Source organism: Bacillus sp. UNC322MFChir4.1 (genome assembly GCF_000746135.1).
GTDB lineage: Bacteria > Bacillota > Bacilli > Bacillales > Bacillaceae_G > Bacillus_A.
In genome coordinates this window covers 73,077-99,336 of record NZ_KN050811.1, presented here as the reverse complement: position 1 = coordinate 99,336, position 26,260 = coordinate 73,077, and the positions used below count along the sequence as shown (strand labels likewise).

Here is a 26,260-nt window from a genome sequence, read left to right as displayed (position 1 = left end):
GAATCGTGTGAAGAAGTCTCTCTCTATTCGTACTCACATTTGTACAAAATGTGGAACGGTATTGGATAGAGACTATAACGCGAGCCGGAACATCTTACAAAAAGGATTAGAAGAATTGCTTGCTACAAATTAAAACCTATAAACTGTAGGGCAAGGTTATGTCCGAACAGTATAATCTACGCCTGTGGAGACTGTGTAAGACGCAGTGGGACACCCCACTACGCAACGGTCTATGAAACAGGAAGCCCCTTCTTCAATCAGTCCGTAAGGTGGATAAGGAGGGGTTATTCACTGTAGAAGAACGGTTATGTATAGATAAAGAAAAAGAAATTGTTTGTGGGCTTTCTGGAATAGGACATATTAGTGATGAAGCTAAAAAACATGGGAGAGATTTTAGATTTAGAGGAGAGGATTTGAGATGAAATCCTTTAAAGGCATCATACATAATAAAAATTTATGTATTGTATTAGGAAGTCAACTAGTCTTTCAATTAGGGATATGGTTCGGTACAATTGGTAATTTGCAATTTTTACAAATACATATAAAATCTCATGTTCTTCAGGCTTTTTTTCTTGTTATTGGTGGTGTCCTTGGGGTTATAATAGGCCCTTATGCAGGACGTTATATAGATTCTACTTCTAAATTAAAAGTATTACAATTAGTCGGATTGATGAGAATTGCATCTGTTTTATCAATGTTAGTTGCCATATATACGGGATCAATTTATTGGATGGTTATTTATAGTATAGGAATTGGCTGCTCGGCTTCTTTTTTTAATCCCACTATACAAACAATATTGCCAACTTTAGTTAAAGAAGATGACTTAATTACGGTTAATGCTATCAATATAAATATTATTACTTTATCAAGAATTTTTGGAGCTGTATTAGCTGGTCTTTTATTAACAGTCGCTCCTCTATATACATTATTTATTATTGCTCTTATTGCTTATGTAACCTTATACTTTATCAATTTTTTATTAGTTATTCCAAACGATGTACGAGTGAATCCTAAAAAACTTAAGACTAATTTTAAGGATATTTTCCCTGTTATTATAAAGAATCATTCTATTAAAGTAGTTCTTACGTTATCCATTATCCCTCTAATCTTTATTTCAGGCTTTAATTTATTTGTTATTGAGATTGGAAAGGGACAACCGGGTTCAATCATGGGTATACTCTATTTTATGGAAGGAGCAAGTATATTAATTGCAGGATTATTTATCAAAAAAGTAATAAAACGATATCAAAAACAAGTGCGTATCCTTTTATTTGCTTGCTGTTTGATGGGTATAGCTCAAATTTTATTATCATTGACAAACTTTTATCTAACCATTTTTTCTTTTAGTATATTTGGTTTGGCATATGGCATGTTTAATCCTCTTTTATACACATATGCACAACAAAAAGTTCCTTCAAGTATTCATGGAAGATTTTTTTCATTTAAAACAATGTTAGATCGGACCATTATGCAACTATGCTTGGTGTTAATTGGATTTTTACTAGATCAAATAGGATATAGAAGTTTAATGGTTTTGTTAGGTATATGTACTCTTACCCTAGTTTCTTCTATTATAATTGATTTTAAGGTTAACCCTAAAAGCTATACAATCGAGAATAGAAATAATTATTCTGATGTTTAATTAACGAATGGACCTAGTGACAGGGTTCTTGCTGCAAACCGCGAAGTAAATAAGATCATACTTTTATCAGTGGGCTATTGTATCTCTTTAGCCCCCTAATGAACTTGGACATCTACTAAGAGTGGTTTTATACTTGAAGTAGCCAAATAAGGGGGCATTTATTATGCAAAGAAGAAAACATTCTATAGAATTTAAACAACAAGTGGTACAAGAAGCAATAGAAACTGGAAATAAAGCATTAGTAGCAAATAATCATATTCTTGGATTTGCTTCTTTATATTTACTAGAAAACTTTATACATAATTTATTTGTTTACCCTGATTTTTTAGGTAAGGGTGTTGGTAGAAAGTTGCTTAGTGCTTCCATCGAAAAAATGAATAAACTATTAAGACTGAAGTGCGTATCTGAAAATAAAAAAGCAATGAAATTCCATGAAAATAAGGGTTGGAAGAAAGTTGTTGAAGAAAGAGAACCTGGCGAAAGATATTGGTTATGGTATATGAATAGGGAGAGGGAATTTTTGGGGAAGAAACGAATAATATTTTTAGGTTTATGTTTTTCTGTTCTTTTAGTAGTGTTTTTGTATCCAAAAGGCTACAGTGGTAAATTTGTACAATGGGGGGGCGATAATGTACATTCTGTAAATACAGATATTCTTGAAACAAATCACATTCCATATGAAATTAAAGATAATAAAGTGTATATTCCAGAGGATGCCTTTGATAAAGCGATATGGTGTTGTTCATAAGTGTAGATCTAAAACAAGGACCTTTCGACTGTATAGTTTCAAATAACCTGAACTTTTTAATCAGTTCTTCAGTCATTAAAATGATGGCAAACTCATCATTTAAAGTTGCTAATGAATTAAAGTTCTTACGAGGTGAAAGTGATGGTAATAAAACAAAACGAAATTAAAGTAGTAGTTGGAGCTGGAGCATTTAACAATAATCCAGGTTGGATTCAAACTCAAGAAGATGAACTTAACTTATTAGTTGAAACTACATGGGAAGAAAGATTTGAATATAATTCCATTTCGGCTATTTTAGCTGAGCATGTATGGGAACATCTTACTTTTGAAGAAGGTGTAAAAGCAGCTAAAATTTGCTATGAATTTTTAAAACCATCAGGTCATATTCGTTGTGGCGTCCCTGATGCATTTTTCCCAGATGAAACCTACCAAAATATAGTTAAAGTAGGCGGACCAGGGCCTAAAGACCATCCAGCTGCAAGCCATAAAATAGTTCATAATTATAAAACATTAACGAAAATGTTTGAAACTGCTGGATTTGAAGTAGTTTTACTTGAATATTGTGATGAAAATGGGCAATTTTATTACAACGAATGGGATGCGAACGATGGTGTTATTTTCCGTTCAAAAAGGTATGATTCTAGAAATCAAGGAGATAAACTTGGTTTTCCATCGCTAATTGTTGATGCGATTAAACGGTAACTTATAGAACTAACGCATGCGTTAGTTTCTGTAGTCTATTAAGAGTAAGAGGGGAGAAAATAAAAAGACTACATTTAATTAATCAATGGCATGATTATTTTTCTTTTTTTGTTTTCATAAACAAGAGATTGAATTTTTAGAAAACGCAAAATTGTTGTATTAATTGGATTTGCATTAGATACACAGGAAGTCACATATATTAAACAAATTTTAAAACTAACTGATAGAGATTATGGACTAATAGTAAGTATAACGGGAATAGGTGCATTAGTAGGAGCGTTTGTTGCAGCAGTTTGTTCTAAAAAAACTAACCTAAAGTTATATATCGGTGGTGGAATGTTCCTAACATCTATAGGGTATATCTTCTTTTATTCATCAATTAATTTTATCACTGCAACTTTCTCATTTGCTTTCTTGGGTTTCTTTATGGCATTTGCAAATACAGGGTATACAACTTTTTTTCAAAATAATGTTCCAGTAAAAATCATGGGTAGATTCGGCAGTCTAGCTAGTATGGTCGAAGGTATAATCCAAATAACTTTTACTCTTCTTCTAGGTTTTTTGGCAAAGTGGTTCTCGTTACAGCTAATTTGTCTTATCTTTTCTATTGTTGGTACTTTATTTGCTGCAATTCTTTTTGTAACAATCTTAATACCTTCAAAAACCAATTATTTTAAAGAAAGTTCAAATCTTACTCACTAAATAAAAGTGTATATTTCTACAAAAAGAATAACGTTTTTGTAGAAATATACTTTAATGAGCATGAGACGGTATCCCTAACGGTGTAGTATATTTTGTAAAAAGTTATTCCCTCTCTTTATATATAACCTTACATATTCAAAGAAAAGGTGCCTCTCCTTATTATTTGATCCCAATTCGAAATAGAGTTCTATTTTGGATGGCAGAATCCAATTGTATATTGCTATTAGACGATGTTTAATTGTATCAAAATCTAAAAAGCTAAAGTAAGCAAAATTTATGTATTGCTTAAATGATTGAAATTCTCTGTCTCTGATTGTGTTGTATTCCCACCATAGATTTCCTTTTCTTTTGAGTGGGAGCTGTTTTATATTTTCCAATTGTGGAAACAGAGTATAGACAATCGCTAAAGTTCTAATGAGTCTTTTTAAAGTTTTGTGAGAAGCTGCTTCTTTAAATAAAACAGCATAATCAAGTTTGTCATGCAATATGTATATCATTTGAATTATATCTATAAAATACTTTAAAGAATTCAAATTATGCTTCCAACCATGAAGGCAAATCATGTAAAAGGTATGATAATCAGATAGTTCTTTTATATGATTATAAGGTTTTAGAGATGTTGCTTGATTCCAAAATTCTTCTATTTGAAGATTAGATGTGTTTTCTTTTAATAAATCCCAATGAATCTCAACCGTTAGCGGAATTGAAGATCCAGGTAATGCCTTACTAAAGCTACAATGGAAATGAGAAGGGATATATTCTTCTTCAACTGTAAATCCTAGTGATTTTATACAATCAATCGCTTTGTTTAGATCGGGTGCTTTGATTAACAAATCAATATCTGATGTAGATCTAGCGCCTATGTGACCAAAATATTTTTCAGCAAAGACTACACCTTTAAGTGGGATAACATCAATTTCAATTTCCTCAAATTTGTTTAGAACTTGTTCTGTTTGGTTTTTAATAAATAAATTTAGGTATAATGTTTCGTTGTATTTTTGGGTCAACTGTTCTTGAAAAAAAAGGGGTGTTTGATCAAGCATCCCTTTTTGTTTTAATAAATAATAAATTTGGGAGTGAATTTCAAAAAACTCAATATCCTCCATCGCTTGTTTATAAAATTCGTTGTCAGTTGGTACAGGAATTTGTGGATCATATAATGTTTGTATCAAATGAACAATCAAGGGTTTCAGCACCTTTCTGCATTAAATCAATATTAATTTAAGCATGTATAGTTATCGTATTGTTTTCTTTTGATTGTTGAGAAATTTGCATGTAATATAAGTTACGATACAATCCGTCTTTTTCTACGAGCTCCTCATGGCATCCTGTTTGTATAATTTTTCCCTCATCCATCACGATAATGCAATCTGCATTTTGAATCGTTGATAATCGGTGTGCGATGACAAGCGTTGTTCGATTCACCATTAATCGATCTAAAGCAGTTTGTACTTGTTGTTCAGTTTGGCTGTCTAGTGCTGATGTCGCCTCATCTAACAAGAGAATAGGTGCATCTTTTAATAGGGCTCTTGCTATGGCAATTCGCTGTTTTTGTCCCCCAGACAGTTTTATACCTCTTTCACCAATTTCTGTGTCATATCCATTCGGCAAAGATAGAATAAACTCATTGATATTAGCAGCCTTTGCAGCATCAATCATTTCCTCCTCAGTAATAGAAGTACCTGGGCGTGCTAATAGAAGGTTTTCCCTTATTGTTCCTCCGAAAAGGAAGGTTTCCTGAGGAACATGAGCAATCGAACTTCTTAGTTCAGAAGGGGAGAGGCTTTCAATTGCCATATCATCAATCAAAATGCAGCCAGATTGCGGTTTATAAAAACCTTGCAGTAAATTAAATAAAGTTGTTTTCCCTGCACCGCTTAAACCAACAATTGCAGTTACTTTTCCTGCGTGAATTTGTAAATTAAAATGATTCAATACTTTTTGTTTTTCATTGTAGCTAAACGTGATGTTTTGGAACTCGATTGATTTTACCACCGGTTTAGCTGGGGAATAGGTTGCTACAGTTGTAGATTCAGTTGGTAATTCCAAAATCTTTAGGAGTCTTTCTACAGCTGTAATCGATCTTTGAAACCCTGCCCATTGACTTGCTAGTCCTGTTAACGGATATACTAAATGATCTACTAGATTGATGAAGGTTAATAAGGAACCTACTGACATGACCCCATCTGAAACAAAATATGCCCCTAAACAGAGACTAATTAGAAATGTGAAGGAGCTAACAGCTTGGCCACCTGCATTAAACCATCCACCTAGTTTTGTGTTTTCTAATTCTAGAGAATATAGCTGTTGATTTTTCTTGGTGAATTTTTTATATAGAAATGTTTCCATTGTAAATGAACGAATCACAGAGAAACCAAGAAAAGTTTCGTTAAGCAGGTTATTTATATTACCTAATAGACTATGTATCAATCGGCTGTTTCGCCGAAGTAATAGACCGAAAACAAGTCCTGATATTGCAGCAATAGGTGCGACTAATACACTGAGTAAAGATAATTTCCAGTTAAGGTAAATTAAATAAATGAAAACAGTAACATAGATAAGGGGAAGTCTAATCAGGTCAATAAGACTTCTTCCTATTACTCCATTAATATTATGAATATCATTGGTAAAGTGAGATAATAATTCTCCTGAACGGAGGTTAGAAATATCTTTGGAAGGGAGAAGTAATACATGTTTAAATAACTGTTTTTTTAAATCTCTTTTCACACCGTTTGTTGCAACAGATTCGAAGTAAGTATCAAAAAAACCTGATGTAATACTTATGAATGTTAGGATACACGCTATCGGAACTAGCCACTTAATACGCTGAAAGTCGCTTTTTATTGCTGCGTCCAAAATGTTTCCAAAGAGCCAAGCGAACGCTAAAGTAAGGAAGATATCAATAAAAAGTAAGAAAAGGAGAGCCATATACGCCGTGCGATGCTTCATAATATAAGGTCTTAATAAGGAAAAGGTTTTTTTCATGTCTCCCATTGTAAAGTACTGTTTCATTGTATCTAGTATTGCCTGGTTTTTTCGTCCAATCATATGAACCCCTAATTCTATATTTTTTATAATAATGTATTTTCTAGCATATATATGAAAGCTGATAGTGATTGTGCCAGAGAAATTCAATTATAAAGATAACAATGAACACTCTGGCAGACATGTACTTATTATTTACTTGCGTTTTCCACCACCATGGCCGCCGCCATTCCCTTTATGTGGACCTGTGTATGGAGGGTTTGGATAATGTATTCCGCCATTTCCATGTCCTGGGTGATCTAAGTTGCCATGCCCTTTGTTCCAACTTTGGGCAGTTTCAAAGCGAATAGGCTGACTGCTTAATACCATAGGACGGGTATAGGATTTTTGTTCATTTCGGTTCTCTGTATTCATCGTTTTACCTCCTAATATAAAGTGTAGTGCTCGTCGTTCATTATAAAGAACGGACACTTTAAAGTAAAGATACATAAAATAATATTTTCCTAGTTTGTCTCAAATTAATAAGTAGTTATCTCTCACCTTAAGATTGTAAGGAATCAAAGAAAATATGTGGGGATAGCTGCTACTTGCATGTCCTAATTTGGCATACTTACTATCAACAGGATGAATAACCGACTACTGATGGAAATTTCCCTTTATACTTGTATTTCATTACTACAAAATAGAGAATTTATTTTTGGTGTTAGACTTAAAACGGAATTTTGAATCCTATAAAAATATATTTACAAACAGAATATCGGTGTTTAAAATAAAAATAAATTCTTTATATAGAACATAATAGAGATAATTGTTCATATTAACGAATTGTACGTGAGGTTTTATTAAAGGAACTAAAATTTTTTCACACGTATAAACCAATCTGAAATATAGGAGTTCATGCTATGGAAAATATATTCGTTCAAATAGGCGAACATACTGTTTCAATCTCTTCTACATCTAAAAAATTAATGAATTGGATAAAAATACATTTTCAAATTGTTGAAAGAAATCATGTTGCAAAGATTAACTCACTAAATTTATCCATTCATATTAAAGATAATTATGGAATTCCTTTTGTGGATTATAATGTAGAAATCTGTTCCGATTCAGATAAGATTACATACCGACGTGCTGATTATCTTATAGATGTTAACAGTACATATAATGAAGCAACGATTTCGGTTTATGATGAGCTAGCTTTAAAACATGCTTTACATAATCTATATAGCGCTTTTATCATCCATAATCGTTGGGGACTGCTAATTCATTCTTCTTGTGTGGATCATCACGGAGAAGCTTATCTATTTAGTGGTCAATCGGGTGCAGGTAAATCGACAGTTGCTAAGTTATCAGCCCCTAGACCACTTTTATCTGATGAAGCCACTATTGTGAAAATAGATGAGAATGAAATTAAAGTGTTTGATTCTCCATTTCGAAGTGAACTAACGACATCTTATGGCAACCAATCTTGCCATCTTTCGTCCATTTACTTTTTGATTCAATCGTTGGATGTGAAGGCTTTACCAGTGAAAAAATCAGATGCTATGTTAGGGATAATGGATAAAATTTTTTATTGGCACCACGATTCCTTAGAAACTACTAAACTATTGGATATGTGTAAACAATTAGTAGAAAAAGTTCCGGTTTACAATATGTATTTTCAAAAAAATGATAGCTTTTGGGAGTTGATATCATGAGTCTAAAATGTGAATGTGCAAAAAACATAAATATTGTAGAAATTGATAATGAGTGGATTATTATGGATACAGAAAATTTTACGGTAACAAAAGTAAACGCTATTGGCGCTTATATTTTAGAGGAAGTAAGAGGGCAAAGAGAGCTTGAAGACATCATTTGTAATATTGCAGATAACTACGATGTTGATTTAAATACAGCAAGATCAGATGTTTTGATTTTTCTAGAAGAATTAAAAGGGATAGGTTTAATCAAAAATGGAAGAGCGTAGCCTTCCAGTTTCAGGGATAAAATATTTGCTTCAAAAACAAGGATGGGTTGATCTTCCTTCTGTTGGAGTCAGTATGTATCCTTTGATTCAGGAAGGAGATATTTGTAGATTCATCCCTTTAGGGAGTGAGGAAGTAAGAAAAGGTGAAGTTGTACTATTTGTATCGAATCAAGGACAGTTAATAGGGCACAGATATTTTGATAACTTTGTTGAAAATGGTGTGCTTTACTATGTATGTAAGGGAGATACGAACTTTTCTGTTGATTCTCCAGTGAAAAAATCTCAATTAATAGGGAAATTAGCTTATATTAAAAAAGAGAAATTTCAATTGAATTCTAAAGATTTCATAGCTCGATTATGGGGAGGTATTGTTTTAACCTTCCCTAGTTTGCCAAGGGGGTGTAAAAAATATCTTGATTTGCGGACAAGATTACGAAAATGAAGCAAGTAGTAAGTCACTATAATAGACTTACTACTTGAGAAAAAATATTTAAAAACTTTGTCCCTATATTGACATAGTAAAGGTGAAATGAAAATTTTATTTTGTTGGAGTTCTTTTTATAGAACAAAAAATAGCTATATAATAAAAAATGGATAGTAATATTAATTTATAACATTTAATTGGTAATTTACTAAAGAATAAACTTTCGTTCTTTAAAGAGAACGCGGATAACGAAACACAATGCAGGAATTTAACCATATAATAGGCTTTTGCTTACTTGTTGCATAACGGGAGGGAACAATGAGTGCTATAACAGGGATTGTATATTTTAATTATGAGCCTATATCGATCGAGCATGGTACAAGATTAATAAAGGATTTGTAACAATATCCTGCTCATGATGTTCAAACATGGCACAAAGGTAACGTCTTCCTTGGTTGTCACGCACAATGGATTACACCAGAGTCCATTGGTGAACAATTGCCTTTTTATGATTACGAAAGACAATTGGCGATTACTACTTAACTTCTTGTGGAGTCGCCATTTTTAAGTGATTGCATTCTAAAACTCCCGATAATTCTTCTAAATTAACACGTCCGCGACCTCCAGAAACAATCACCGCAAAAAAATCTTTTTCTGACTTGATCACTAATGTTGCATCTCAATTCCGAAATAAACTGAACCTTCTTGGGCGGTACGTATTTGTTTTTCATGATGAATAATTTAAATGGAACTCCTTGTTCTTGCAAACTCATTCTTAAATTATTCATAGGCAAGAATCCCCCAGTGTTTAAAATTATCTCCTAATAAAACTATACTAACTTTTATAATAAAAAGAAAACTAAGTGTTTGTAACGCTATCTTTCTCCTCATTTAAAAAGGAAAAGAAGGGAAGTAACATCCCAAATAAAGCAGGAATAATAATAAGGCTACCAATTGCGATATACAAAAAACGGATCCCTGATATTTCTACAATTTGCCCTGCAAATAAAATACCTAAAGGCATAGTAGCACGGATCAGGAAGAGCCGCACAGAAAATATTTGTCCCATCAGATGAGAAGGAACGATTTTTTGAAGAAGACTCGTTTGGTGAATATTGAAAAAGGGAAAACAAATACCTCCAAGAATTTCGCATAACACAGCAAGAGGGAAGGATGTTACAAAACCAAGTAAGAAGAAAGATACCCCGCCCATAAATAGACCGGAAAGCATAATATATCTTTGCGGCCATGTATTTCTCCATTTACTGACTAGGAAAGAACCAATTACATATCCGAAAGGAAAACTCCCCATGAAAATACCATACGAAAATGATGTTCCGTTTAATTCTTCTATTATATAAGGTACATTGATTACCATTGTGACCCCAACGCTAAATTGAACTAAAGAAGTAAAGAATCCAAGCCATATAAGTGGACGGTGTTTGAAAAAATATTGATACCCTGAAACGATTTGTTTTAACCAAGTAGTTTTTTTATTATTATGTGTAACGGAAGGCTCATGAAGATAAGCAAGGCTACTCGCACTTATAAGAAATAAAACTCCGACCAATATGTAAGTAGATGAAGTGCCTATGTAAGCAATGATGAGTCCTCCCAATGTAGGAGCTAAGAAGCTCATTGTTCGGACTGTACCGTCAAGCCAAGCATTTGCTTGTGTTAGTTTATTATGTTCGACAATTGTAGGAAGCAGAGCCGATGCAGCTGGAACATACAGAGGCTGCAAAATGCCGAGTACGATTTGAATAACGAACAAACTCCATATCTCAATGTGACCCGACACCATAAGAAGAACGGGTATAAAAAACACCATTCCTCTTAAAATTTGAGACCACAGCATAATGTATTTACGACTTATCCGGTCAATGAAAGGCCCGATAAACAGTTGGAAAATTAAAGACGGGATAAAATACGTTAACCATAGAGTTCCCATAGCCGATTTTGATCCGGTCAGCTCGTACAATAATAATGAATTACATAGAGCGCCTATCGCTCCTCCAAATTCAGAAATGGTTTCTCCGAGCCATAAACATAAAAAAGAGCGGTTCTTAAATACATGTTGATTTTCGTTCATTTCATCACCTCTTTTCTAGAAAACGCTGTAATTTTTCTTGGAGAGCAGTTAAGTAATCAAGCTGTATATAATACCGAGAACCTTTTCCACTAATGATGCGTGCTGCTCGAAGTAATGACAAATGATGATGAAGCGTTGATTTAGGGATTTTGAGTTGCTCGGTTAGCTCTTGAAGTGAGCGATCTCTTTCTGTTAGCAACTTGATAATTTTTAATCGCGTTTCATCTCCAAGAGCTTTATAACTATGAACTAATGTAGAAGGCGGGGAATACGGATCTTCTATTAAACTTACATTTTCGTCTGAAATCGGATAATAAAACACTTTTATCCCCGGTAAAGTTGTTTCTACATTCCAAGGCCGGTACACATATTGCGGGATAAGTATCACTTGGTGAATAGAAGGCTCAGGTTGATATGGACTACCGGTTATAAATTTAACAAGTTCTTCTGGATGATACGTTGATTGAAGCGCGCGTTTTTGCTGGGCATCCCGCTCAAGCATGCTAGTAAACTCAGCGTAATTAGGTTGTATTACTGTTTCATACCAACCTTCAGAGATGATTTTTAAATGTTGTTTTAGTAAGGAAGTATCTATGGATGAAATATGTTTCATGTATGCTGGAAAGAACTTATGATGTTGGCAAGCTTTTATAAGGGAGGTAATAGCTGCATTGTCTTGCTGGGATGCTTTCTGGCGGTTATCTTCATGCTGCAATCCGATATAAGGTAGAGAGTGCCAGCGTAATTCCTCTTCAGTTAATTCATCAAGAAAATAAAAGAAACTTTCAAGCGAATCAAAAATACGGGAGTGAAGTAATTGCAGTAAAGCAAACCATGTGTTGTGTTTGTGTGTATACTGTAGTTCTTTGCGAACGGCCGCAGGTAATTTTTTATCGATGTCCTTCCAATACTCGATTGGCTTTTCGAAGGTATGATGAAAATCGTAATACGTAAAAGCCGCAATCCCTAATCCCATTTCGAATAAAATCGAATGTTTAATTTGAACAGAGTAAGTTTCTCTTGTTGCATTTAAGTTCATTACTTTCATTGCTCATCCTCCTTTTTTATTTTATTCTATATTATTCGAATTTTATTTTCAATAATTTTCGAATAATTATGTGCAAGTTTAGTAAACATTTTTAATTTGCTAGCTATTAATAGATTTCATTTTGAAGTGAAAAATAATGATTGAAAATAAAGCTATATAAATACAAATTAAAAACCCGATATAAAAATCCTCTTTCTTTTTAGGCGAGCGAGAGCATTTGGGCCTACCACATGCAAGTAACAATCATGTTGTACTTTGCATAGCAACGACTTATATGTTGAATATCAATTTACATTTAGACAATATCCGCCCTAACGTTTCCATTTTTCTAAAAATATACTAAAATATGACAGAGGAGGATGTCATGAAAAAAGTTGTTGTGTTTTTTCTTATTGTAGCTTCTATATTGTCAGGGTTTATTGCATTTCAACAAACTGATCATAAAGAATTCGAAAAAATGGAAAAGGTAGAACAGAAGATAGGTAAAGAGTTCGTTATCCCAGATGTGCTGGTTTTTGCAAACCCTAGTGAAATTTATCCTATATTGCTTGAGGCCGCAAAGGAGTCACATACAAATATTTTTCGTACAAATGTTACGTATCACAAAGATGAACAAGCAGAAATTTTGAAGTATGTGTTACTAACAACTGAAACGGCATATTTCAAGCAGTTTCAGTTAAGTGGAGGGAATGTGTTAACGCCAAAAGACACGTTCGAAAGTAATGCTTTTTTATCGACAGTACATACGAAGGATACAAGCCAAAAAGGGGTTATAAAAGATTTTGGGGATAATCATAAGATTACAATGAGACCACTTCAAGCGTCTTATGAACAATTTCCAATGGCAGGGAGATACTTCGTAGAAGTAGTAGATGATGAATCATACAATGCCTTTTTGAAGCTTTTTTCCAAAAAGCTAAATCAGCATTTTAAGCCGAAACAGTATATTATTGCTGATGATTTTAAACGTAATCTTAGTAATCACGGAGATGCTATCGGTTCACCCATGAGCTATTTATCCTATATTCAATATATCGTGTTTATCGTTCTTTTACTTTTTCTGATTTATTATGTTTTTAATGAATCAAAAAGAATTGGTATTATAAAAATGCACGGCATATCGAATGTACGTTTATGGTTTATCGTTATAGGTAGAACCATTGCTAGTATGTTTGTTTTATCGTTATGTATTTCCATACTTGCAGCTGCTTTCGTAAAAAATGTAACCTCAGGGTTTATATACACCATTGTGTTCGATCAATGTAAAACGTATCTCATCATTACAATATTATCTCTCGTTTCATATTTTTATATTTCCAAAATTAAAGTCAATCAAATTATTAAAAATAGAAAAGATACAAAAGGTATATTTGTATTAAATACGCTGTTGAAAGTAACTTGCTCTATCATATTTATTTTATTAGGAGCACCTATTTTAGAACAGTATATTACGGTGAAAGAAAAAGAAGAGAATTTAAAAAACTGGGAGAAAAACAAAGATTATGGTGTCTTTTATCCGCTTTCTGTAGGGAATGATGAAGATCAACAAGGGATGCATAAAATGGAGTCAAGTATAAATGGTGATCTGTATCCTATTTTAAATAAAATGGGAGCGGTATTAATTGATTCCAAGGATTATGAAGAAATAGAATTGGCCAGAAATAAAGATTATAAAGGAATACGGTCAGTTACAGTGAATAATAATTATCTTCGTGAATTTCCCCTATATGACATGAATGATAAGCAAGTGCAAGTTTCTGAAGATGCAAAAAACTGGATTTTATTAGTGCCTGAAAAATACCGAAACAGGGAAAAGGAAATTCTTCGCTTTTTTGAAGAACGGAGAAAACCAGCAATAGAATATGAAGAAAAAAGAATGCATAGAGAGGTCCCAAATCATTTACGCAACCGAAAAATAGAAATGATTTGGGTAAAGAATAATCAGGAAATCTTTAGTTTCAATCCAGATGTATATAAATCTGACAATAACAAAATTAGAGATGAAATTATTGAGGTAATGACAGAGAAGAATAGCTTTGTTGGAGAAAGAGATCTTATATTAGGCGGAGGAGCGAAGGATCCTTTAAAGATTAAGTTAATTGACAGAGATGCAGGATTAACATATAAGACATTGGCACCAGAGCTTAAAAGGTTAGGGCTAGATGATAATTTAAAATATCTTGTAACAGTTGACCAAGATATTTTAAAAGATATATACGATCTGCAAAAAACAATGAAAATACTATTGACGGTTACTAGTGGACTAATTGTTGGCATATTATTTTTGGTCACACAAAATATGATTATATATTTCAATAAAAATCAGCAGAAAATAGTGGTGTATCGCTTATTTGGCATAGGTTTTTTTAGAACGTATAGGTGGTACATATTGTTATTTGTATTAACTTGGATTATACAACTATCAATTTGCTTCATCGTAAAAAAAGAGTTTGATATGAAATTACTGATGGTAGTGGCAATGCTTGTTTTAATTGAATTTACTGCCTCAATTATCGCATTAATCACTATGGAACGAAGAAATAAAAAAACGGTGATAAAGGGAGGGTAATAGAAACGAATGCAATATATATGTGAACTGATAGATGTTAGTAAAAGTTATGGAGATCGTACGATATTAGATAAGTTTAATTTGAAAATTTGTGAAGGGGAAATGATTGCGATTACTGGAAAGAGCGGATCTGGTAAAACGACGATTCTTAATATTATGGGAATGCTCGAATATTCTGATAGTGGAGTCATTAAATTATTTGGTGAAGAAAGTCCAAGTATGGGTTCTAGCAAAGCGAATAAACTTTTGAGAACAAGAATGTCATATCTCTTTCAAAATTACGCACTTATCGACAATGATACTGTAAATAAAAATTTAGAAATTCCCTTGATTTATGCGAAAAAAACAAAGAAGGAAAAGAAAGAACTGAAAACAGCCGCCTTAGAAAAAGTTGGACTGAATGTATCACTACAACAAAAAATACACGAGCTTTCAGGAGGGGAACAACAAAGGGTCGCCATAGCAAGGATACTTCTAAAACCTTGCGAGTTAATATTGGCCGATGAACCAACAGGCTCTTTAGATGATAACAATAGAAATGAAATTATACAAATTTTAAAAAACCTAAATAAAGAGGGGAAAACAATTGTTATTGTCACGCATGATCCATATGTAGCACAAGTATGCGATAGAGTCATAGAATTATAATTATTACGGAAATGAGATTATTAAGGGGAGAGGAAAATATGCATATACAACAATTTAATCAGCACATTGAAGAACTATTTGGAGAACATTTACGTAAATACGACGATCAGTTTGGGATAACAAACGTAAGCAATGAACATTTTCATAAGATTGGTTATGCTACTAATTTAACGCTTGAAACGATTGAAGAAGCAAAGAAAGAAAATGTCGATATGATGATTACACATCATGATGCATGGGAGTTTTTATACGGAATGGAAGAAGCTTGTCAAACTAAACTGAAAGAATATAACATCAATCACTTTTGGGTACATTTACCGTTAGACTTTGTTGAATTCGGAACGTGTACTTCGTTATTTCATACAATCGAAATTGATGAAATGATAACGTATTCTTCTTATGATGAAGAAGAATTACCGGGCGTTGGTGAATATAAAAATCCATTGCCATTTTCAAAGCTTGTAGAAAGAGTAGAGAATAAACTCGGTGAAAAAGTGAAGGCATGGAAAAATAATGATAAAGATGTAAAACGAGTTGGTATTATAACAGGCGCAGGCCATTCGACTGATCATATTCAAGCGGCGCTAGACAGTGGCTGTGATACATACATTACGGGAGAGAAGACGTTATATACAGTTCAATATGCACAGTTTAAAAAGATTAACCTTATCGTAGGTAGTCATACATTTACCGAAATATTTGGTGTGGAAAGTTTAGTGAAAAGATTGCAGGAGTGTGATAACTCGCTTGAGGTTGTTCGATTGTATGAGGAGCACATGGAATAGATAAAGGGTGATGAATTCATGACAACGATTTATGCAAATTATGGCCTAGAAACGGTAAAGTTAACATGGAAGGAAGTGAACGAACTTCCGCCCCGTGAACTCATTACAAGCGTTCACGGATTTTGTTTTTATAATAATGAAGTTTTGTTGGTCAATTTAAATGAACGAGGTTGGGACTTCCCGGGTGGGCATATCGAACTTGATGAAACACCAGAATCTTGTTTTCAACGTGAGGTTATGGAAGAAGGATATGTGGAAGGTATATGTACTTTCCTAGGTTATATTATTGTAGATCATAGTGAGAATATGTCTTGGAATGAGAAAAGTCCATATCCTAAGATTGGCTATCAACCATTCTATTGTATGGATATTACAACAGTACATGATTTTGCAGGGAAATATGAATCAATGAATAGAATATTTATAGAGCCAAGCAAAGTGAACCATTATTATTCGAAATGGAATGCGTTATATGAAGAAATATTCCATTGTGCTCTTAATTTAAAAGGAAAATAGATGAATAATAGAAAAAGCATGGTATTTATAACCATGCTTTTTCTATTATTCATGAACACTCCTATGTATAAAATCTTCAACGATAACATTAAAGAGATTAGGAGCATCGTGATGAACTAAATGGCCAGCTTTAGGAACGACAGCTTTTTCAATAAAAGGAGAATTGTTAAAATGTGAAAATAAATTTTTTGTATCAAACTCAGCGTTTGCTCCTGCGATTAATAGAGTGGGTATTTCTATCTTTTTTAATTGTTGAATTTGCTCAAAAGGATACCAGTCACTATGAAAAGAAATTTCAAGGAGTGTTCTCCAATCATTTTTCATATGAAGTTCATTAAAATAATGTATCGTATCTGGTTCCTTTATTAATGATTGTAACCGTTGTGCGTTCTCTTCGTTTAATTTCTCCCATTCTGCTGGTTTTTCTAACATAATACCTGCAAGAGTACAGGAAGAAATGTTTTGTTGGTTAAGTTGTAACATTTGAACAGCAATTAGAGCACCTGAGGAGACACCGACAATATTGAATGTTGGTAAGTGGAGATGTTCAGCTAATTCTAGTACATCTAGTGCAGCGACATTTAAATAATCAGTAAAGTCTTCAGTATATGAATTCCCTTGACCTCGTAAATCAGGAACAATAACCCGAAAATGTCTACTGAAATATTCAATTTGATTTTGAAAGCTTGTCTGTCCAGTTTCTAGACCTGGATGCAAAAAAATGATAGGGTCTCCGTTTCCATATTCTTCAAAGTACAATTGCATATAACCACCTCTGTTGTATAGAATATATATATTATAATTTATTTTCTGAATTTTAACCGGGACAAAATCTTAAAAATGAAGCCATAAGACTTCTAACCATAGTGAGATTAGCCTAATCAAGTAGAAAAGGAGATAACGGATTGCAGATTCAAACATATATGTTAAATGCCTTTACTAAAGACGGAAAAGGTGGGAATCCAGCTGGGGTTGTTTTAGACACAAAAGGTTTAACAACAAAAGCTATGCAAGCTATTGCAAATAAATTAAATTTTTCTGAAACTGCCTTTGTACTTCCTTCTGTAAATACAGACTATGAAATTAAATATTTTACACCAAATGAAGAAGTTGCTATATGCGGACATGCCACAATTGCTACTTTCTCCTTATTAGCCCAGATTAGAGGAGTAAACTCAAAGATATACACCATAAAAACGAAAGCAGGGACACTAAGTGTACAGATGAATAGCAATAAAATGATCTCTTTACAGCAAAATCTTCCGGAATTTCTTCAAACACTTCCCTGTGAAGGAATTATAAAATCTTTAAATTTAGATAAAGAAAACCTAATACCTGATATGCCTATTCAAATTGTTTCCACAGGTTTACGTGACATCATTATACCGGTAAGAAGGCTGTCAGACCTGTTAAAGATTACCCCTAATCTGAAAAGGATTGCTGAAATAAGTAAAACATATAATGTGACGGGTTATCATGTATTTACATTAGAAACACTGCATAATTCCACAGCCCATTGTAGAAACTTTGCACCTTTGTTTGATATCCCAGAAGAAAGTGCTACAGGTACATCAAATGCAGCACTAGCATGTTATTTAATAAAACATAATAAAAAATTTGAAAAATATAATACCTTCACCTTTGAACAAGGCTATGTAATGGATAAACCTTCAGAAATTGCTGTAAATGTATCTACTAACCTTGGTAATATTACAGATGTTCAAGTAGGAGGCTTTGCTTCTAATTTTCAAGAGGAATATATATTTATATAAATTAAGAAATATTAATGATTAATAATCATACTTATGTGAAGAACGAGAGCCATATTTTAAGATTAATAATGTCGGAGGTATATATGCAATTTAAATATGAGTTAATTGGTACCGGTTGGGCAAACGGATTTATTGAACTAAATTCCCAAAAAATTTCATTTAGCCCCAGTTATATAACTGATGCATTTGGAAATTTGTTGGGTGGTTTAACGGACTTGTCAAATGGTGAAGAACGTGTTGTAACTTTTTTATGGGAGGAAGAACCTATTGGATTAAGTTGGAGACTCAAACTTCAAGACGGTATTATCCCTAACTATTACAGAATATGAAGACACATTTGACTATATTGAGGGGAAGGAAGGCGTAATCATTGTAGATACCACTTGTGATTTTTTTGAATTTGCAAAAATGATTATAAAAGAAGCTGATCAATTGTTATTTAAACATGGAATAGTTGGTTATCAAAATTTATGGGCCGAACACGAATTTCCATTAAGCAGTTACTTGCAATTGAAATATTTCTTAATGGAAGCAGACAAAACCTCCTTACAGACTAAAGAGAAAGATGAGGGACAGAGTAAGGATTGTGAAAAGAGTAATTTAAAACAAGAACTTCAATTCCTTATTCAGAATTTTAATTTTTGACTTCCACTATTAAAAAGGGTGTAAACGAATGATGAATGTATGGATAGGGGTTTTAAAACATGGAACATACAAACGACAGCTTGTACTGCCGAAGTTTTTATTGTCAGTTATGGCGGATAGGGTTAGAAAAACAACGAATAAAAAGTATAAAAAGAGATGGGAAACCCATCTCTTTTTATATTTTTAAAGAATTGCTATTGGATCCAAAGTTTAAACAACCCTTCTGTTACCCCAAGGTTGTACATGTAATATACTCCAAATAATATGCTAATGCTCCCAGTTATTTGGGTGAGTGTTTTATTCAGACTTATTTTTTGAGAACTAAAAACAAATGGAATACCAATAATTGTTGTAAAGAAAAGCATCCCGATAACCGTTCCTACACCAAATATAAGAATATAAATAGCCGCTTCCCAAACACTCTTTACCGTACTCATAGTTAATATAACCATTGCTCCGCTTCCAGCGAGTCCGTGCACTAAGCCGATGAACATGGATTTTAAATATGAAACATTTTTATGTTGGTGCTTATGCTCATGTTTACCGCTATGTATATGAGAGTGGATATGCTTATGTTCTTCTCCGTCATGTTCGTGCTGATGAACATGAAGATTGTTTAAAGAGAAGACGGTGGTCACACCAAGATAAACGAGCATTATACCTACTAAAAATTCTAATGACATAGCCCACTTTTCTGGTATTTCACCTTTCATAAAAATAAGAATAATTCCAACGATAAATAATGTAGCAGTATGACCTATTCCCCAGAATACGCCCGCTAAAGTGGAGCGAAATAATTTTTTGCTTTGACTAGCAATAGTAGAAACAGCGATTACATGATCCGGCTCAATTGCATGCTTGATTCCAAGTACAAATCCTAAAGCCAAAATGGATAGAAAACTCATCTCCATTCATATACCTCCTTTAATAATATTAATTGTGGGATTAAAAGTTTCAAAGCACGTTATAAATGTTAGTAAATGGGAAGCAACATTCAACCAAATACAATGCAGGAATGTCATTTCAAAGGTAAATTATAACAGATGAAAATAGATTACTATTATAAAAGTGCATAAATTCAAAAATTCTTCTTAAATTATATAAATATAAATTGAAAAATCTATATAAAACCCTCTTTCTTTTTAGGAAGGTGAGAGTACCTTTTTACACGAACGACAAAACAGACACATTTCGTTCATATTCGAACTTCTTGTGAACTTTCCACTATTTAGGATGTTATTTACCAAAATAATACTATAATTAATTTGGAAATAGACATCAGAAGTGAAAGGATGAATATGCATGTTTTCTAATATGGGTGTTCCTGGTTTAATTTTAATTTTAATTCTTGCACTTATTTTATTTGGCCCTAAGAAGCTCCCTGAAATTGGTCGTGCGCTTGGTCAAACGTTGAAAGAATTTAAGAAATCTACAGCCGAATTCAGGGATGATGTAGTAAGTGAAGTAAAGATCGAGAAGAAGGAAGAGCAAAAAGTTGAAACAAAGTAAGGTGTAGTAGAAAGAATTTGGAATGTCTGCGGTTTTGCTTTTTGTGAAAGCGTTTTCGTTTTTGCGAAGCGGTAGCTGTAACCATTGTGAATGGGTAGGGGAAGAGGATGATAGATAAAGAATTGCAGATTGTGGACCATTTAGAGGAATTGCGCAAACGGATTATTATATCAGCTGTTGCATTTGTCGTTTTTTTTATTGTTGGGTTTATGTTTGCCACTGATATTTATAAATGGTTTGCAAAGGGGATAGATATGAAACTATCGGTACTCGGACCAAGTGATATATTATGGGTGTATTTTATGCTTGCGACAGTGGTTGCAATTGCAGGAACAATCCCTGTCATTGCAATGCAGATATGGTTGTTTGTACGTCCTGCGCTGCGGCCGAAGGAGAGAAAGGCTACGCTTACGTATGTACCAGCACTCTTTTTCTTATTTATCATCGGACTTGCGTTTGGTTATTTTGTTATATTTCCTATGATTCTTTCGTTTTTGCTTCATCTGGGTCAGGATATGTTTGTGGCTCAATTTACAGCGGAGAAATATTTTCAATTTCTGATGAGTGTGACGTTGCCGTTTGGGGTTTTATTCGAGCTTCCAGTCGTAGTTATGTTTTTAACTTCGCTCGGTATTTTAAACCCTTATGTATTATCAAGCATTCGGAAGTATGCCTATTTTGTTCTGGCTGTAATTGCTGTTTTCATTACGCCGCCAGATTTCGTGTCAGATTTTATCGTAACAATCCCGTTATTCGTGCTGTATGAAATCAGTATTTCGCTTTCTAAGTTTGTTTTTCGAAAGCAATTGAAGCACAGACAGGAAGAAGAGAAAGAATGGACTGTTTACGAGCAAGGGGACGCTATCAAATAGTTATGAAAAGTGATGAAAGAGTTTTTGGTAAACAACTCTTCCATATCAGGATGAAAATGTAGTTCATATATTACATTTATCTTGAATTTCAAAGTATTATCTACTTGTTCCGTGGAAAATGGAGGGGGTTAGTAAATGGAAAAGCAGAAAACAATCTATGAAACTGCGATGAATAATGGGGTTACCCGAAGAGATTTTTTGAAAATGTGCACCGCACTGGCTGCGGCGATTGGTCTCGATTTCTCAAAAACTGATAAAGTTGTAAAGGCGATGGAGACGAGTACAAGAGTTCCTGTAGTATGGCTGCAATTCCAAGATTGTACAGGCTGTTCAGAGTCGTTTATCCGTTCTTCTCAACCTAAGGTTGAAAGCGTTTTATTTGATATGATTTCACTCGAATACACAGAAGTTCTTTCGGCAGCATCTGGATTTCAAATTGAAGCAGCGATGGAACAGGTACTGAAAAAATATAAAGGAAAGTATGTTCTTGCTGTTGAAGGAAGCATTCCCCAAGAGGGCTTTTTAAACATAGGGGGAAAATCAGGAAAAGATACTTTTATTGAAATGGCTACGAACGCACAAGCAGTCATTGCCTATGGATCTTGTTCTGCATGGGGTGGCATTCCTGCTGCTTATCCGAATCCAACTGGTGCAAAACCAATTACGAGCTTTCAAACGAGCACACCTACTATTCTCGTTCCTGGTTGCCCGCCGATTGCAGAAGTAATGACTGGTGTGATAGCTCACATTATAACATTCGGAAAATTGCCGGAATTAGATCATCTCGGACGTCCAAAGGCATTTTATCGCCATCGTATCCATGATAAATGTAATCGCCGTGCCTATTTTGATGCAGGCTTGTTTGTAGAGTCCTTCGATGATGAAGGAGCAAAGCAAGGGTATTGCTTATATAAGGTTGGTTGCAAAGGGCCAACAACTTATAATTCCTGTGCTGAAATGCGCTGGAATGGCGGGGTTAGCTATCCGATTCAATCGGGAAATCCGTGTATTGGCTGTTCGGAAAAGGGATTCTGGGATAATGGTCCTTTCTACACAAGAAGAGCGAAAATTCCTGGCTCACAAACAACGATTAATCCGGATACGATTGGATTAGCGGCCGTTGGTGTTACGACAGCAGGTATTGCTGTTCATGCAGCAGGAACTGTAATTAAGAAAAAAATCGATGATAAACGAGGGGAAGACGAATGAGCGAGCGTATAGTAGTAGATCCAGTTACGAGAATTGAAGGCCATCTTCGCGTTGAGGTAGATATCGATGATAGGGGAATGATTAAGGATGCATTTAGTTCAGGGACAGCGGTTCGAGGACTGGAGTTAATCGTTCGAGACCGTGATCCTCGTGACGTATGGGCGTACATTCAACGTATTTGCGGTGTTTGTACATCGACTCATGCTCTTGCGTCACTTCGGGCTGTTGAGGATGCATTAGAAATTAAAATTCCGAGAAATGCTCATTTGATACGGGACATTATGAATATGGTAATCTTCTTTCATGACCATGTCGTTCACTTCTATCATTTGCATGCGTTAGACTGGGTCGATGTAGTAAGTGCGTTACATGCAAATCCTTCTGAAACATCACGAATTGCACAATCGATTTCAAGTTGGCCAAAATCTTCCCCCGGCTATTTTGCAGATGTGCAAAACAAAGTAAAGAAACTTGTAGATAGCGGACAGCTTGGCATATTTGCGAATGGATATTGGGGACATAATGCATATAAACTTCCGCCAGAAGTGAACTTATTAGCAGTTGCTCACTATCTAGAAGCATTGGACTGGCAAAAAGAAGTTGTAAAAGTACAAACTATTTTTGGAGGCAAAAATCCGCATCCTCACTATGTAGTAGGCGGTATGGCAACTCCACTTGATATTAATAGTGACAATGGTATTCATGCAGAGCGATTAATGCATGTATCTCAAATCATTGACCAAGCTCGTGAATTCATAAGTCAAGTATATGTGCCTGACGTAATTGCTATCGGTTCTTACTATAAAGATTGGACATATGGCGGCGGGTTAGATAACTATTTATGCTATGGTGATTTCTCTACGCGCAGCATATATGATACGAAATCATATCGATTCCCAAGAGGAATTATTTTAAATGGAAACATGAATGAAGTACATGATATAGATCTCAAAGATCCTGAACAGGTGAAAGAGTTTATTGATCATTCTTGGTATACATATGATGGCAAGGAAGGCAGTGGGATTGGAAAGCATCCGTTTGAAGGAGAAACGTCTCTTCATTATACAGGACCGAAAGCACCGTATAAGAATCTGGATACGAATAAGCAATATAGTTGGCTGAAAACACCGCGCTGGAAGAATCAGCCGATGGAAACAGGTCCGCTTGCTCGGATGATGGTTGGTTATGCAGCAGGAGATAAAGAGATTATAAGCTTGATGGACGATACGCTGAAAAAGCTAGGTCTTCCAATTACTGCAATGAAATCAGCACTTGGTCGCACAGTGGCACGCGCGCTCGAAACGATTCTTCTATCGAATTGGATTCGACATGATATGGATGAATTACTTCATAATGTGAAGAATGGAAACCAAGTCACATTTGACCGTACAAAATGGGAGCCAAACACTTGGCCGAAGAAAACAAAAGGAGTTGGCTGGGTTGAGGCGCCGCGCGGAGCACTAGGGCACTGGATTGATATTGAAAATGGAAAAACGAAAAATTATCAAGCTGTTGTTCCATCTACTTGGAATGCATCGCCTCGTGATCATAACAATAATCTCGGAGCTTATGAAGCGGCATTGAAAGGAACACCGATGCTGAATAAGGAGCAGCCATTAGAAATTTTAAGGATTATTCATTCCTTTGATCCTTGTCTTGCTTGTGCAGTGCATTTAACAGATTTAGAGTCTAATAAAACAACTGAAATTCGATTAGGTTAGGAGGAGACACATTATGTCAGACCTCATGCCAACAACACATAACACCAATACGATTGTTCCAGAAAAAAACAGCGAGGTGACGCTTCACCCAGAACGTCCAATTCAATATAAGAAAACAAAAGATGTCGTCAAAGTTTATGTATGGCAATTACCGGTTCGAGTGTTTCATTGGATTAACGTAGTGGCAATTATTTTGCTTATGATAACAGGAATTTATATTGGAAAACCATTTGTTAGTTCAAGTGTACAAGAGGAAGCATATTACTCCTATCTCATGGGATGGGCGAGATATATACACTTTTTTGCAGCATTTCTTTTCACAATCAATCTTCTTTATCGATTGTTCTGGGCGTTTATAGGAAATAAATTTGCCACATCGAACCCATTTCGCTTGGTGTTTTGGAAAGAAGTACTAGAAACAATTAAATTTTACTTATTCTTAAAAAATAAAAAGCCGCATTACATTGGCCACAATCCGTTGGCACAGCTTAGTTATTGGATTTTTATCGGTCTTGGCTCTTGGGTAATGATGCTAACAGGCTATTATATGTATTTTGAGCCGCAGCCAGAATCGTTTTGGGCTAAGCTATTTGTTTGGGTTCCGATTCTGTTTGGCGGAGATAGCTATACGATTCGTTCCTGGCACCACTTAGTGGCATGGGCATTTATGTTATTTACAGTAATTCATGTCTATATGGCAGTTCGTGATGACTATATGGAACGGAATGGCACCATTTCGTCGATATTTACAGGTTACAAGACTGAACCAAAAAAATTAGTTGGTGATAAGAATGATGAATCAAAATAAGAATGCGAAAATCACGATACTTGGAATTGGTAACACCCTCTTCACAGACGAGGGTGTTGGTATTCATTTATTACCGCTGCTTGAAGAAGCGTATAAGGATGATAAACAAATTGAGATTATAGAGGGATTAACGGATGGAATGAAGCTTTTAGGTCCGGTTGAGGAAGCGGAAAATCTTATTATTATTGATGCGATTAATGCAGGTGTAGAAGGCGGAACTATTCTTTCATTAGAAGGGGATGAAATTCCTGCTTATTTTGGTATAAAGATGTCCGTTCATCAAATGGGCTTCCAGGAAGTGTTATTTGCAGCGAAATTCAGAGAGCGCTATCCGAAAAAGATTATTATGTTTGGGATGCAGCCTAGTTCATTAGAGCTTGGTGTAGAACTAACGGAAACGAACCAGGCAAAACTAGGGGACCTAGCGGAAGCGGTTATGAATCAAGTAAATCGTTGGAGACATAGATCATGAATCGTCTCGATTTCTTAAAAGAGGTGACAGGAAGCATATTTCAAACCATGAAATATGTGTATGAGCCCTTTTTAAAGGATGATTTAGAAAAAATGGAAGAAGCGGCAGATCGAGCACTTGGAATTACATGGATACCTGTGATAAAAGTTGATGAAATGGTTGTCGGGCCGGAAGTTCGCTTTGCTTTTGGCAAATCGATTATCGTTTTCTCGCATGAAGAAAAGCTTCATGCGATTAGCGGTATTTGTCCAACTTGCTCCACTCTCATTCAGGTTCGTATGTATGACCACCGGGCGATATGTCCGATCTGTGACAAGGAATACGATTTTAAAACGCTGGGCGGAGAATTATCTGTCCAAAGGTTACAGATAAAAAGGAAGGACCAACTGTATGTTGTTGGTTTTACAGACAACAGTAAAAGGTGA

General features: G+C 34.6%; 30 protein-coding genes and 2 pseudogenes. 24 read left to right on the top strand and 8 right to left on the bottom strand.

Features of this window, described 5'->3' with window-relative positions:
* From BR72_RS25980 to BR72_RS21135, 6 genes and pseudogenes are all read left to right on the top strand, one after another.
* The coding region (locus BR72_RS25980) for a zinc ribbon domain-containing protein (protein ID WP_197059962.1) at window positions 1-133 on the top strand (133 nt) is incomplete at its 5' end.
* A gap of 285 nt (window positions 134-418) precedes the next feature.
* Window positions 419-1,642 (top strand): MFS transporter, encoded by a 1,224-nt coding sequence (locus BR72_RS21160; RefSeq protein WP_035436643.1) that lies wholly within the window; start codon window positions 419-421, stop codon window positions 1,640-1,642.
* 163 nt (window positions 1,643-1,805) lie between these two features.
* Window positions 1,806-2,102, top strand: a pseudogene (locus tag BR72_RS26845) (GNAT family N-acetyltransferase); the annotation flags it as partial.
* A gap of 60 nt (window positions 2,103-2,162) precedes the next feature.
* Window positions 2,163-2,390: a hypothetical protein gene (locus BR72_RS26840; RefSeq protein WP_035437059.1), complete on the top strand. Its 228-nt coding sequence runs from the start codon at window positions 2,163-2,165 to the stop codon at window positions 2,388-2,390.
* Window positions 2,391-2,531: 141 nt separating this feature from the next.
* Window positions 2,532-3,092 carry a class I SAM-dependent methyltransferase gene (locus BR72_RS21140; RefSeq protein WP_017151882.1) on the top strand — a complete coding sequence of 187 codons (561 nt, stop codon included), beginning with the start codon at window positions 2,532-2,534 and terminating at the stop codon, window positions 3,090-3,092.
* Window positions 3,093-3,224: 132 nt separating this feature from the next.
* Window positions 3,225-3,794: an MFS transporter gene (locus BR72_RS21135; RefSeq protein ID WP_331280406.1), complete on the top strand. Its 570-nt coding sequence runs from the start codon at window positions 3,225-3,227 to the stop codon at window positions 3,792-3,794.
* Window positions 3,795-3,868: 74 nt separating this feature from the next.
* On the opposite strand, the gene BR72_RS21130 is transcribed toward BR72_RS21135, so the two are convergent.
* From BR72_RS21130 to BR72_RS21120, 3 genes are all read right to left on the bottom strand, one after another.
* A complete protein-coding gene (locus BR72_RS21130; protein WP_081904959.1) occupies window positions 3,869-4,978 on the bottom strand; it encodes a nucleotidyltransferase domain-containing protein in 1,110 nt (369 codons plus the stop codon).
* A 37-nt stretch (window positions 4,979-5,015) separates the two neighbouring features.
* On the bottom strand, window positions 5,016-6,842 hold the full coding sequence (locus BR72_RS21125; protein ID WP_035436637.1) for an ABC transporter ATP-binding protein: 1,827 nt from the start codon (window positions 6,840-6,842) through the stop codon (window positions 5,016-5,018).
* Between the two features lie 132 nt (window positions 6,843-6,974).
* Complete coding sequence (locus tag BR72_RS21120; protein WP_035436635.1) at window positions 6,975-7,193, bottom strand: hypothetical protein; 219 nt, start codon at window positions 7,191-7,193, stop codon at window positions 6,975-6,977.
* 488 nt (window positions 7,194-7,681) lie between these two features.
* Between BR72_RS21120 and BR72_RS21115 the strand changes: the two genes are divergently transcribed.
* The 4 genes and pseudogenes from BR72_RS21115 to BR72_RS25975 form a co-directional block, all read left to right on the top strand.
* Complete coding sequence (locus BR72_RS21115) at window positions 7,682-8,476, top strand: hypothetical protein (protein WP_035436633.1); 795 nt, start codon at window positions 7,682-7,684, stop codon at window positions 8,474-8,476.
* The gene (locus tag BR72_RS21110; protein ID WP_035436627.1) at window positions 8,473-8,745 is read left to right on the top strand and encodes a PqqD family protein; all 273 of its coding nucleotides are present in this window, start codon (window positions 8,473-8,475) and stop codon (window positions 8,743-8,745) included. The genes BR72_RS21115 and BR72_RS21110 overlap by 4 nt, the downstream gene beginning before the upstream one ends.
* A gap of 25 nt (window positions 8,746-8,770) precedes the next feature.
* Window positions 8,771-9,187, top strand: coding sequence for a S24/S26 family peptidase (locus tag BR72_RS21105; protein ID WP_141771625.1), 417 nt, complete (start codon window positions 8,771-8,773; stop codon window positions 9,185-9,187).
* A 300-nt stretch (window positions 9,188-9,487) separates the two neighbouring features.
* A pseudogene (locus BR72_RS25975) lies at window positions 9,488-9,706 on the top strand (asparagine synthetase B); the annotation flags it as partial.
* Here BR72_RS25975 and BR72_RS27510 read toward each other — a convergent pair.
* From BR72_RS27510 to BR72_RS21090, 3 genes are all read right to left on the bottom strand, one after another.
* A complete protein-coding gene (locus BR72_RS27510; protein ID WP_331280405.1) occupies window positions 9,705-9,806 on the bottom strand; it encodes a hypothetical protein in 102 nt (33 codons plus the stop codon). The pseudogene BR72_RS25975 and the gene BR72_RS27510 overlap by 2 nt on opposite strands.
* A 222-nt stretch (window positions 9,807-10,028) precedes the next feature.
* Window positions 10,029-11,261 (bottom strand): MFS transporter, encoded by a 1,233-nt coding sequence (locus BR72_RS21095; RefSeq protein ID WP_035436621.1) that lies wholly within the window; start codon window positions 11,259-11,261, stop codon window positions 10,029-10,031.
* Between the two features lie 4 nt (window positions 11,262-11,265).
* Window positions 11,266-12,309, bottom strand: a complete 1,044-nt coding sequence (locus BR72_RS21090; RefSeq protein WP_035436611.1) for an ArsR/SmtB family transcription factor — start codon at window positions 12,307-12,309, stop codon at window positions 11,266-11,268.
* A 364-nt stretch (window positions 12,310-12,673) separates the two neighbouring features.
* Here BR72_RS21090 and BR72_RS21085 point away from each other — a divergent pair, with 364 nt between their 5' ends.
* From BR72_RS21085 to BR72_RS21070, 4 genes are read left to right on the top strand one after another with little or no spacing between them, the layout of a single operon-like run.
* Window positions 12,674-14,878, top strand: coding sequence for a bacteriocin-associated integral membrane family protein (locus tag BR72_RS21085; RefSeq protein WP_035436609.1), 2,205 nt, complete (start codon window positions 12,674-12,676; stop codon window positions 14,876-14,878).
* 9 nt (window positions 14,879-14,887) lie between these two features.
* A complete protein-coding gene (locus tag BR72_RS21080) occupies window positions 14,888-15,526 on the top strand; it encodes an ABC transporter ATP-binding protein (protein WP_035436607.1) in 639 nt (212 codons plus the stop codon).
* Window positions 15,527-15,564: 38 nt separating this feature from the next.
* Window positions 15,565-16,311 (top strand): Nif3-like dinuclear metal center hexameric protein, encoded by a 747-nt coding sequence (locus tag BR72_RS21075; RefSeq protein WP_035436604.1) that lies wholly within the window; start codon window positions 15,565-15,567, stop codon window positions 16,309-16,311.
* An 18-nt stretch (window positions 16,312-16,329) separates the two neighbouring features.
* Complete coding sequence (locus BR72_RS21070; RefSeq protein WP_035436602.1) at window positions 16,330-16,827, top strand: NUDIX hydrolase; 498 nt, start codon at window positions 16,330-16,332, stop codon at window positions 16,825-16,827.
* A gap of 45 nt (window positions 16,828-16,872) precedes the next feature.
* On the opposite strand, the gene BR72_RS21065 is transcribed toward BR72_RS21070, so the two are convergent.
* Window positions 16,873-17,592, bottom strand: coding sequence for an alpha/beta fold hydrolase (locus BR72_RS21065; RefSeq protein WP_035436600.1), 720 nt, complete (start codon window positions 17,590-17,592; stop codon window positions 16,873-16,875).
* A 140-nt stretch (window positions 17,593-17,732) separates the two neighbouring features.
* On the opposite strand from BR72_RS21065, the gene BR72_RS21060 reads away from it, so the two are divergent.
* The 3 genes from BR72_RS21060 (at window position 17,733) to BR72_RS26535 (ending at window position 19,431) form a co-directional block, all read left to right on the top strand.
* Entirely contained in the window at window positions 17,733-18,599 is an 867-nt protein-coding gene (locus BR72_RS21060; RefSeq protein WP_035436598.1) for a PhzF family phenazine biosynthesis protein, read from the top strand.
* A gap of 83 nt (window positions 18,600-18,682) precedes the next feature.
* Window positions 18,683-18,928, top strand: a complete 246-nt coding sequence (locus BR72_RS21055) for a hypothetical protein (RefSeq protein WP_035436597.1) — start codon at window positions 18,683-18,685, stop codon at window positions 18,926-18,928.
* A gap of 344 nt (window positions 18,929-19,272) precedes the next feature.
* Window positions 19,273-19,431 (top strand): hypothetical protein, encoded by a 159-nt coding sequence (locus BR72_RS26535; protein ID WP_156107968.1) that lies wholly within the window; start codon window positions 19,273-19,275, stop codon window positions 19,429-19,431.
* Window positions 19,432-19,438: 7 nt separating this feature from the next.
* Here the strand turns inward: BR72_RS26535 and BR72_RS21045 are convergent, their stop codons facing one another.
* The gene (locus BR72_RS21045; RefSeq protein WP_035436591.1) at window positions 19,439-20,155 is read right to left on the bottom strand and encodes a HoxN/HupN/NixA family nickel/cobalt transporter; all 717 of its coding nucleotides are present in this window, start codon (window positions 20,153-20,155) and stop codon (window positions 19,439-19,441) included.
* A 391-nt stretch (window positions 20,156-20,546) separates the two neighbouring features.
* Here BR72_RS21045 and tatA point away from each other — a divergent pair, with 391 nt between their 5' ends.
* The 7 genes from tatA to BR72_RS21010 all read left to right on the top strand — a co-directional run bounded on the left by tatA (window position 20,547) and on the right by BR72_RS21010 (window position 26,260).
* Complete coding sequence (gene tatA, locus BR72_RS21040; RefSeq protein ID WP_035436588.1) at window positions 20,547-20,753, top strand: twin-arginine translocase TatA/TatE family subunit; 207 nt, start codon at window positions 20,547-20,549, stop codon at window positions 20,751-20,753.
* 107 nt (window positions 20,754-20,860) lie between these two features.
* Window positions 20,861-21,625 carry a twin-arginine translocase subunit TatC gene (gene tatC / locus BR72_RS21035; RefSeq protein ID WP_035436578.1) on the top strand — a complete coding sequence of 255 codons (765 nt, stop codon included), beginning with the start codon at window positions 20,861-20,863 and terminating at the stop codon, window positions 21,623-21,625.
* A 135-nt stretch (window positions 21,626-21,760) separates the two neighbouring features.
* Window positions 21,761-22,834 carry a hydrogenase small subunit gene (locus BR72_RS21030; protein WP_035436575.1) on the top strand — a complete coding sequence of 358 codons (1,074 nt, stop codon included), beginning with the start codon at window positions 21,761-21,763 and terminating at the stop codon, window positions 22,832-22,834.
* Entirely contained in the window at window positions 22,831-24,555 is a 1,725-nt protein-coding gene (locus BR72_RS21025) for a nickel-dependent hydrogenase large subunit (RefSeq protein ID WP_035436572.1), read from the top strand. The genes BR72_RS21030 and BR72_RS21025 overlap by 4 nt, the downstream gene beginning before the upstream one ends.
* 13 nt (window positions 24,556-24,568) lie before the next feature.
* Window positions 24,569-25,363: a Ni/Fe-hydrogenase, b-type cytochrome subunit gene (gene cybH, locus BR72_RS21020; protein WP_156107967.1), complete on the top strand. Its 795-nt coding sequence runs from the start codon at window positions 24,569-24,571 to the stop codon at window positions 25,361-25,363.
* Window positions 25,350-25,835, top strand: coding sequence for a HyaD/HybD family hydrogenase maturation endopeptidase (locus BR72_RS21015; protein WP_081904958.1), 486 nt, complete (start codon window positions 25,350-25,352; stop codon window positions 25,833-25,835). Before cybH ends, BR72_RS21015 begins: the two co-directional genes overlap by 14 nt.
* Window positions 25,832-26,260 carry a Rieske (2Fe-2S) protein gene (locus tag BR72_RS21010; protein ID WP_035436567.1) on the top strand — a complete coding sequence of 143 codons (429 nt, stop codon included), beginning with the start codon at window positions 25,832-25,834 and terminating at the stop codon, window positions 26,258-26,260. The genes BR72_RS21015 and BR72_RS21010 overlap by 4 nt, the downstream gene beginning before the upstream one ends.

Excerpts from the sequence above, each read along its gene's own strand:
- BR72_RS21090 (WP_035436611.1), bottom strand. The coding sequence starts at position 12,309 with ATGAAAGTAATGAACTTAAATGCAACAAGAGAAACTTACTCTGTTCAA.
- BR72_RS21110 (WP_035436627.1), top strand. The coding sequence starts at position 8,473 with ATGAGTCTAAAATGTGAATGTGCAAAAAACATAAATATTGTAGAAATT.
- BR72_RS21140 (WP_017151882.1), top strand. The coding sequence starts at position 2,532 with ATGGTAATAAAACAAAACGAAATTAAAGTAGTAGTTGGAGCTGGAGCA.
- BR72_RS21125 (WP_035436637.1), bottom strand. The coding sequence starts at position 6,842 with ATGATTGGACGAAAAAACCAGGCAATACTAGATACAATGAAACAGTAC.
- tatC (WP_035436578.1), top strand. The coding sequence starts at position 20,861 with ATGATAGATAAAGAATTGCAGATTGTGGACCATTTAGAGGAATTGCGC.
- BR72_RS21070 (WP_035436602.1), top strand. The coding sequence starts at position 16,330 with ATGACAACGATTTATGCAAATTATGGCCTAGAAACGGTAAAGTTAACA.
- BR72_RS21160 (WP_035436643.1), top strand. The coding sequence starts at position 419 with ATGAAATCCTTTAAAGGCATCATACATAATAAAAATTTATGTATTGTA.
- BR72_RS21075 (WP_035436604.1), top strand. The coding sequence starts at position 15,565 with ATGCATATACAACAATTTAATCAGCACATTGAAGAACTATTTGGAGAA.
- BR72_RS21080 (WP_035436607.1), top strand. The coding sequence starts at position 14,888 with ATGCAATATATATGTGAACTGATAGATGTTAGTAAAAGTTATGGAGAT.
- BR72_RS21065 (WP_035436600.1), bottom strand. The coding sequence starts at position 17,592 with ATGCAATTGTACTTTGAAGAATATGGAAACGGAGACCCTATCATTTTT.
- cybH (WP_156107967.1), top strand. The coding sequence starts at position 24,569 with ATGTCAGACCTCATGCCAACAACACATAACACCAATACGATTGTTCCA.
- BR72_RS26535 (WP_156107968.1), top strand. The coding sequence starts at position 19,273 with ATGATGAATGTATGGATAGGGGTTTTAAAACATGGAACATACAAACGA.
- BR72_RS21030 (WP_035436575.1), top strand. The coding sequence starts at position 21,761 with ATGGAAAAGCAGAAAACAATCTATGAAACTGCGATGAATAATGGGGTT.
- tatA (WP_035436588.1), top strand. The coding sequence starts at position 20,547 with ATGTTTTCTAATATGGGTGTTCCTGGTTTAATTTTAATTTTAATTCTT.
- BR72_RS21115 (WP_035436633.1), top strand. The coding sequence starts at position 7,682 with ATGGAAAATATATTCGTTCAAATAGGCGAACATACTGTTTCAATCTCT.
- BR72_RS21095 (WP_035436621.1), bottom strand. The coding sequence starts at position 11,261 with ATGAACGAAAATCAACATGTATTTAAGAACCGCTCTTTTTTATGTTTA.
- BR72_RS21015 (WP_081904958.1), top strand. The coding sequence starts at position 25,350 with ATGAATCAAAATAAGAATGCGAAAATCACGATACTTGGAATTGGTAAC.
- BR72_RS21010 (WP_035436567.1), top strand. The coding sequence starts at position 25,832 with ATGAATCGTCTCGATTTCTTAAAAGAGGTGACAGGAAGCATATTTCAA.
- BR72_RS21055 (WP_035436597.1), top strand. The coding sequence starts at position 18,683 with ATGCAATTTAAATATGAGTTAATTGGTACCGGTTGGGCAAACGGATTT.
- BR72_RS21120 (WP_035436635.1), bottom strand. The coding sequence starts at position 7,193 with ATGAATACAGAGAACCGAAATGAACAAAAATCCTATACCCGTCCTATG.
- BR72_RS21025 (WP_035436572.1), top strand. The coding sequence starts at position 22,831 with ATGAGCGAGCGTATAGTAGTAGATCCAGTTACGAGAATTGAAGGCCAT.
- BR72_RS21045 (WP_035436591.1), bottom strand. The coding sequence starts at position 20,155 with ATGGAGATGAGTTTTCTATCCATTTTGGCTTTAGGATTTGTACTTGGA.
- BR72_RS21085 (WP_035436609.1), top strand. The coding sequence starts at position 12,674 with ATGAAAAAAGTTGTTGTGTTTTTTCTTATTGTAGCTTCTATATTGTCA.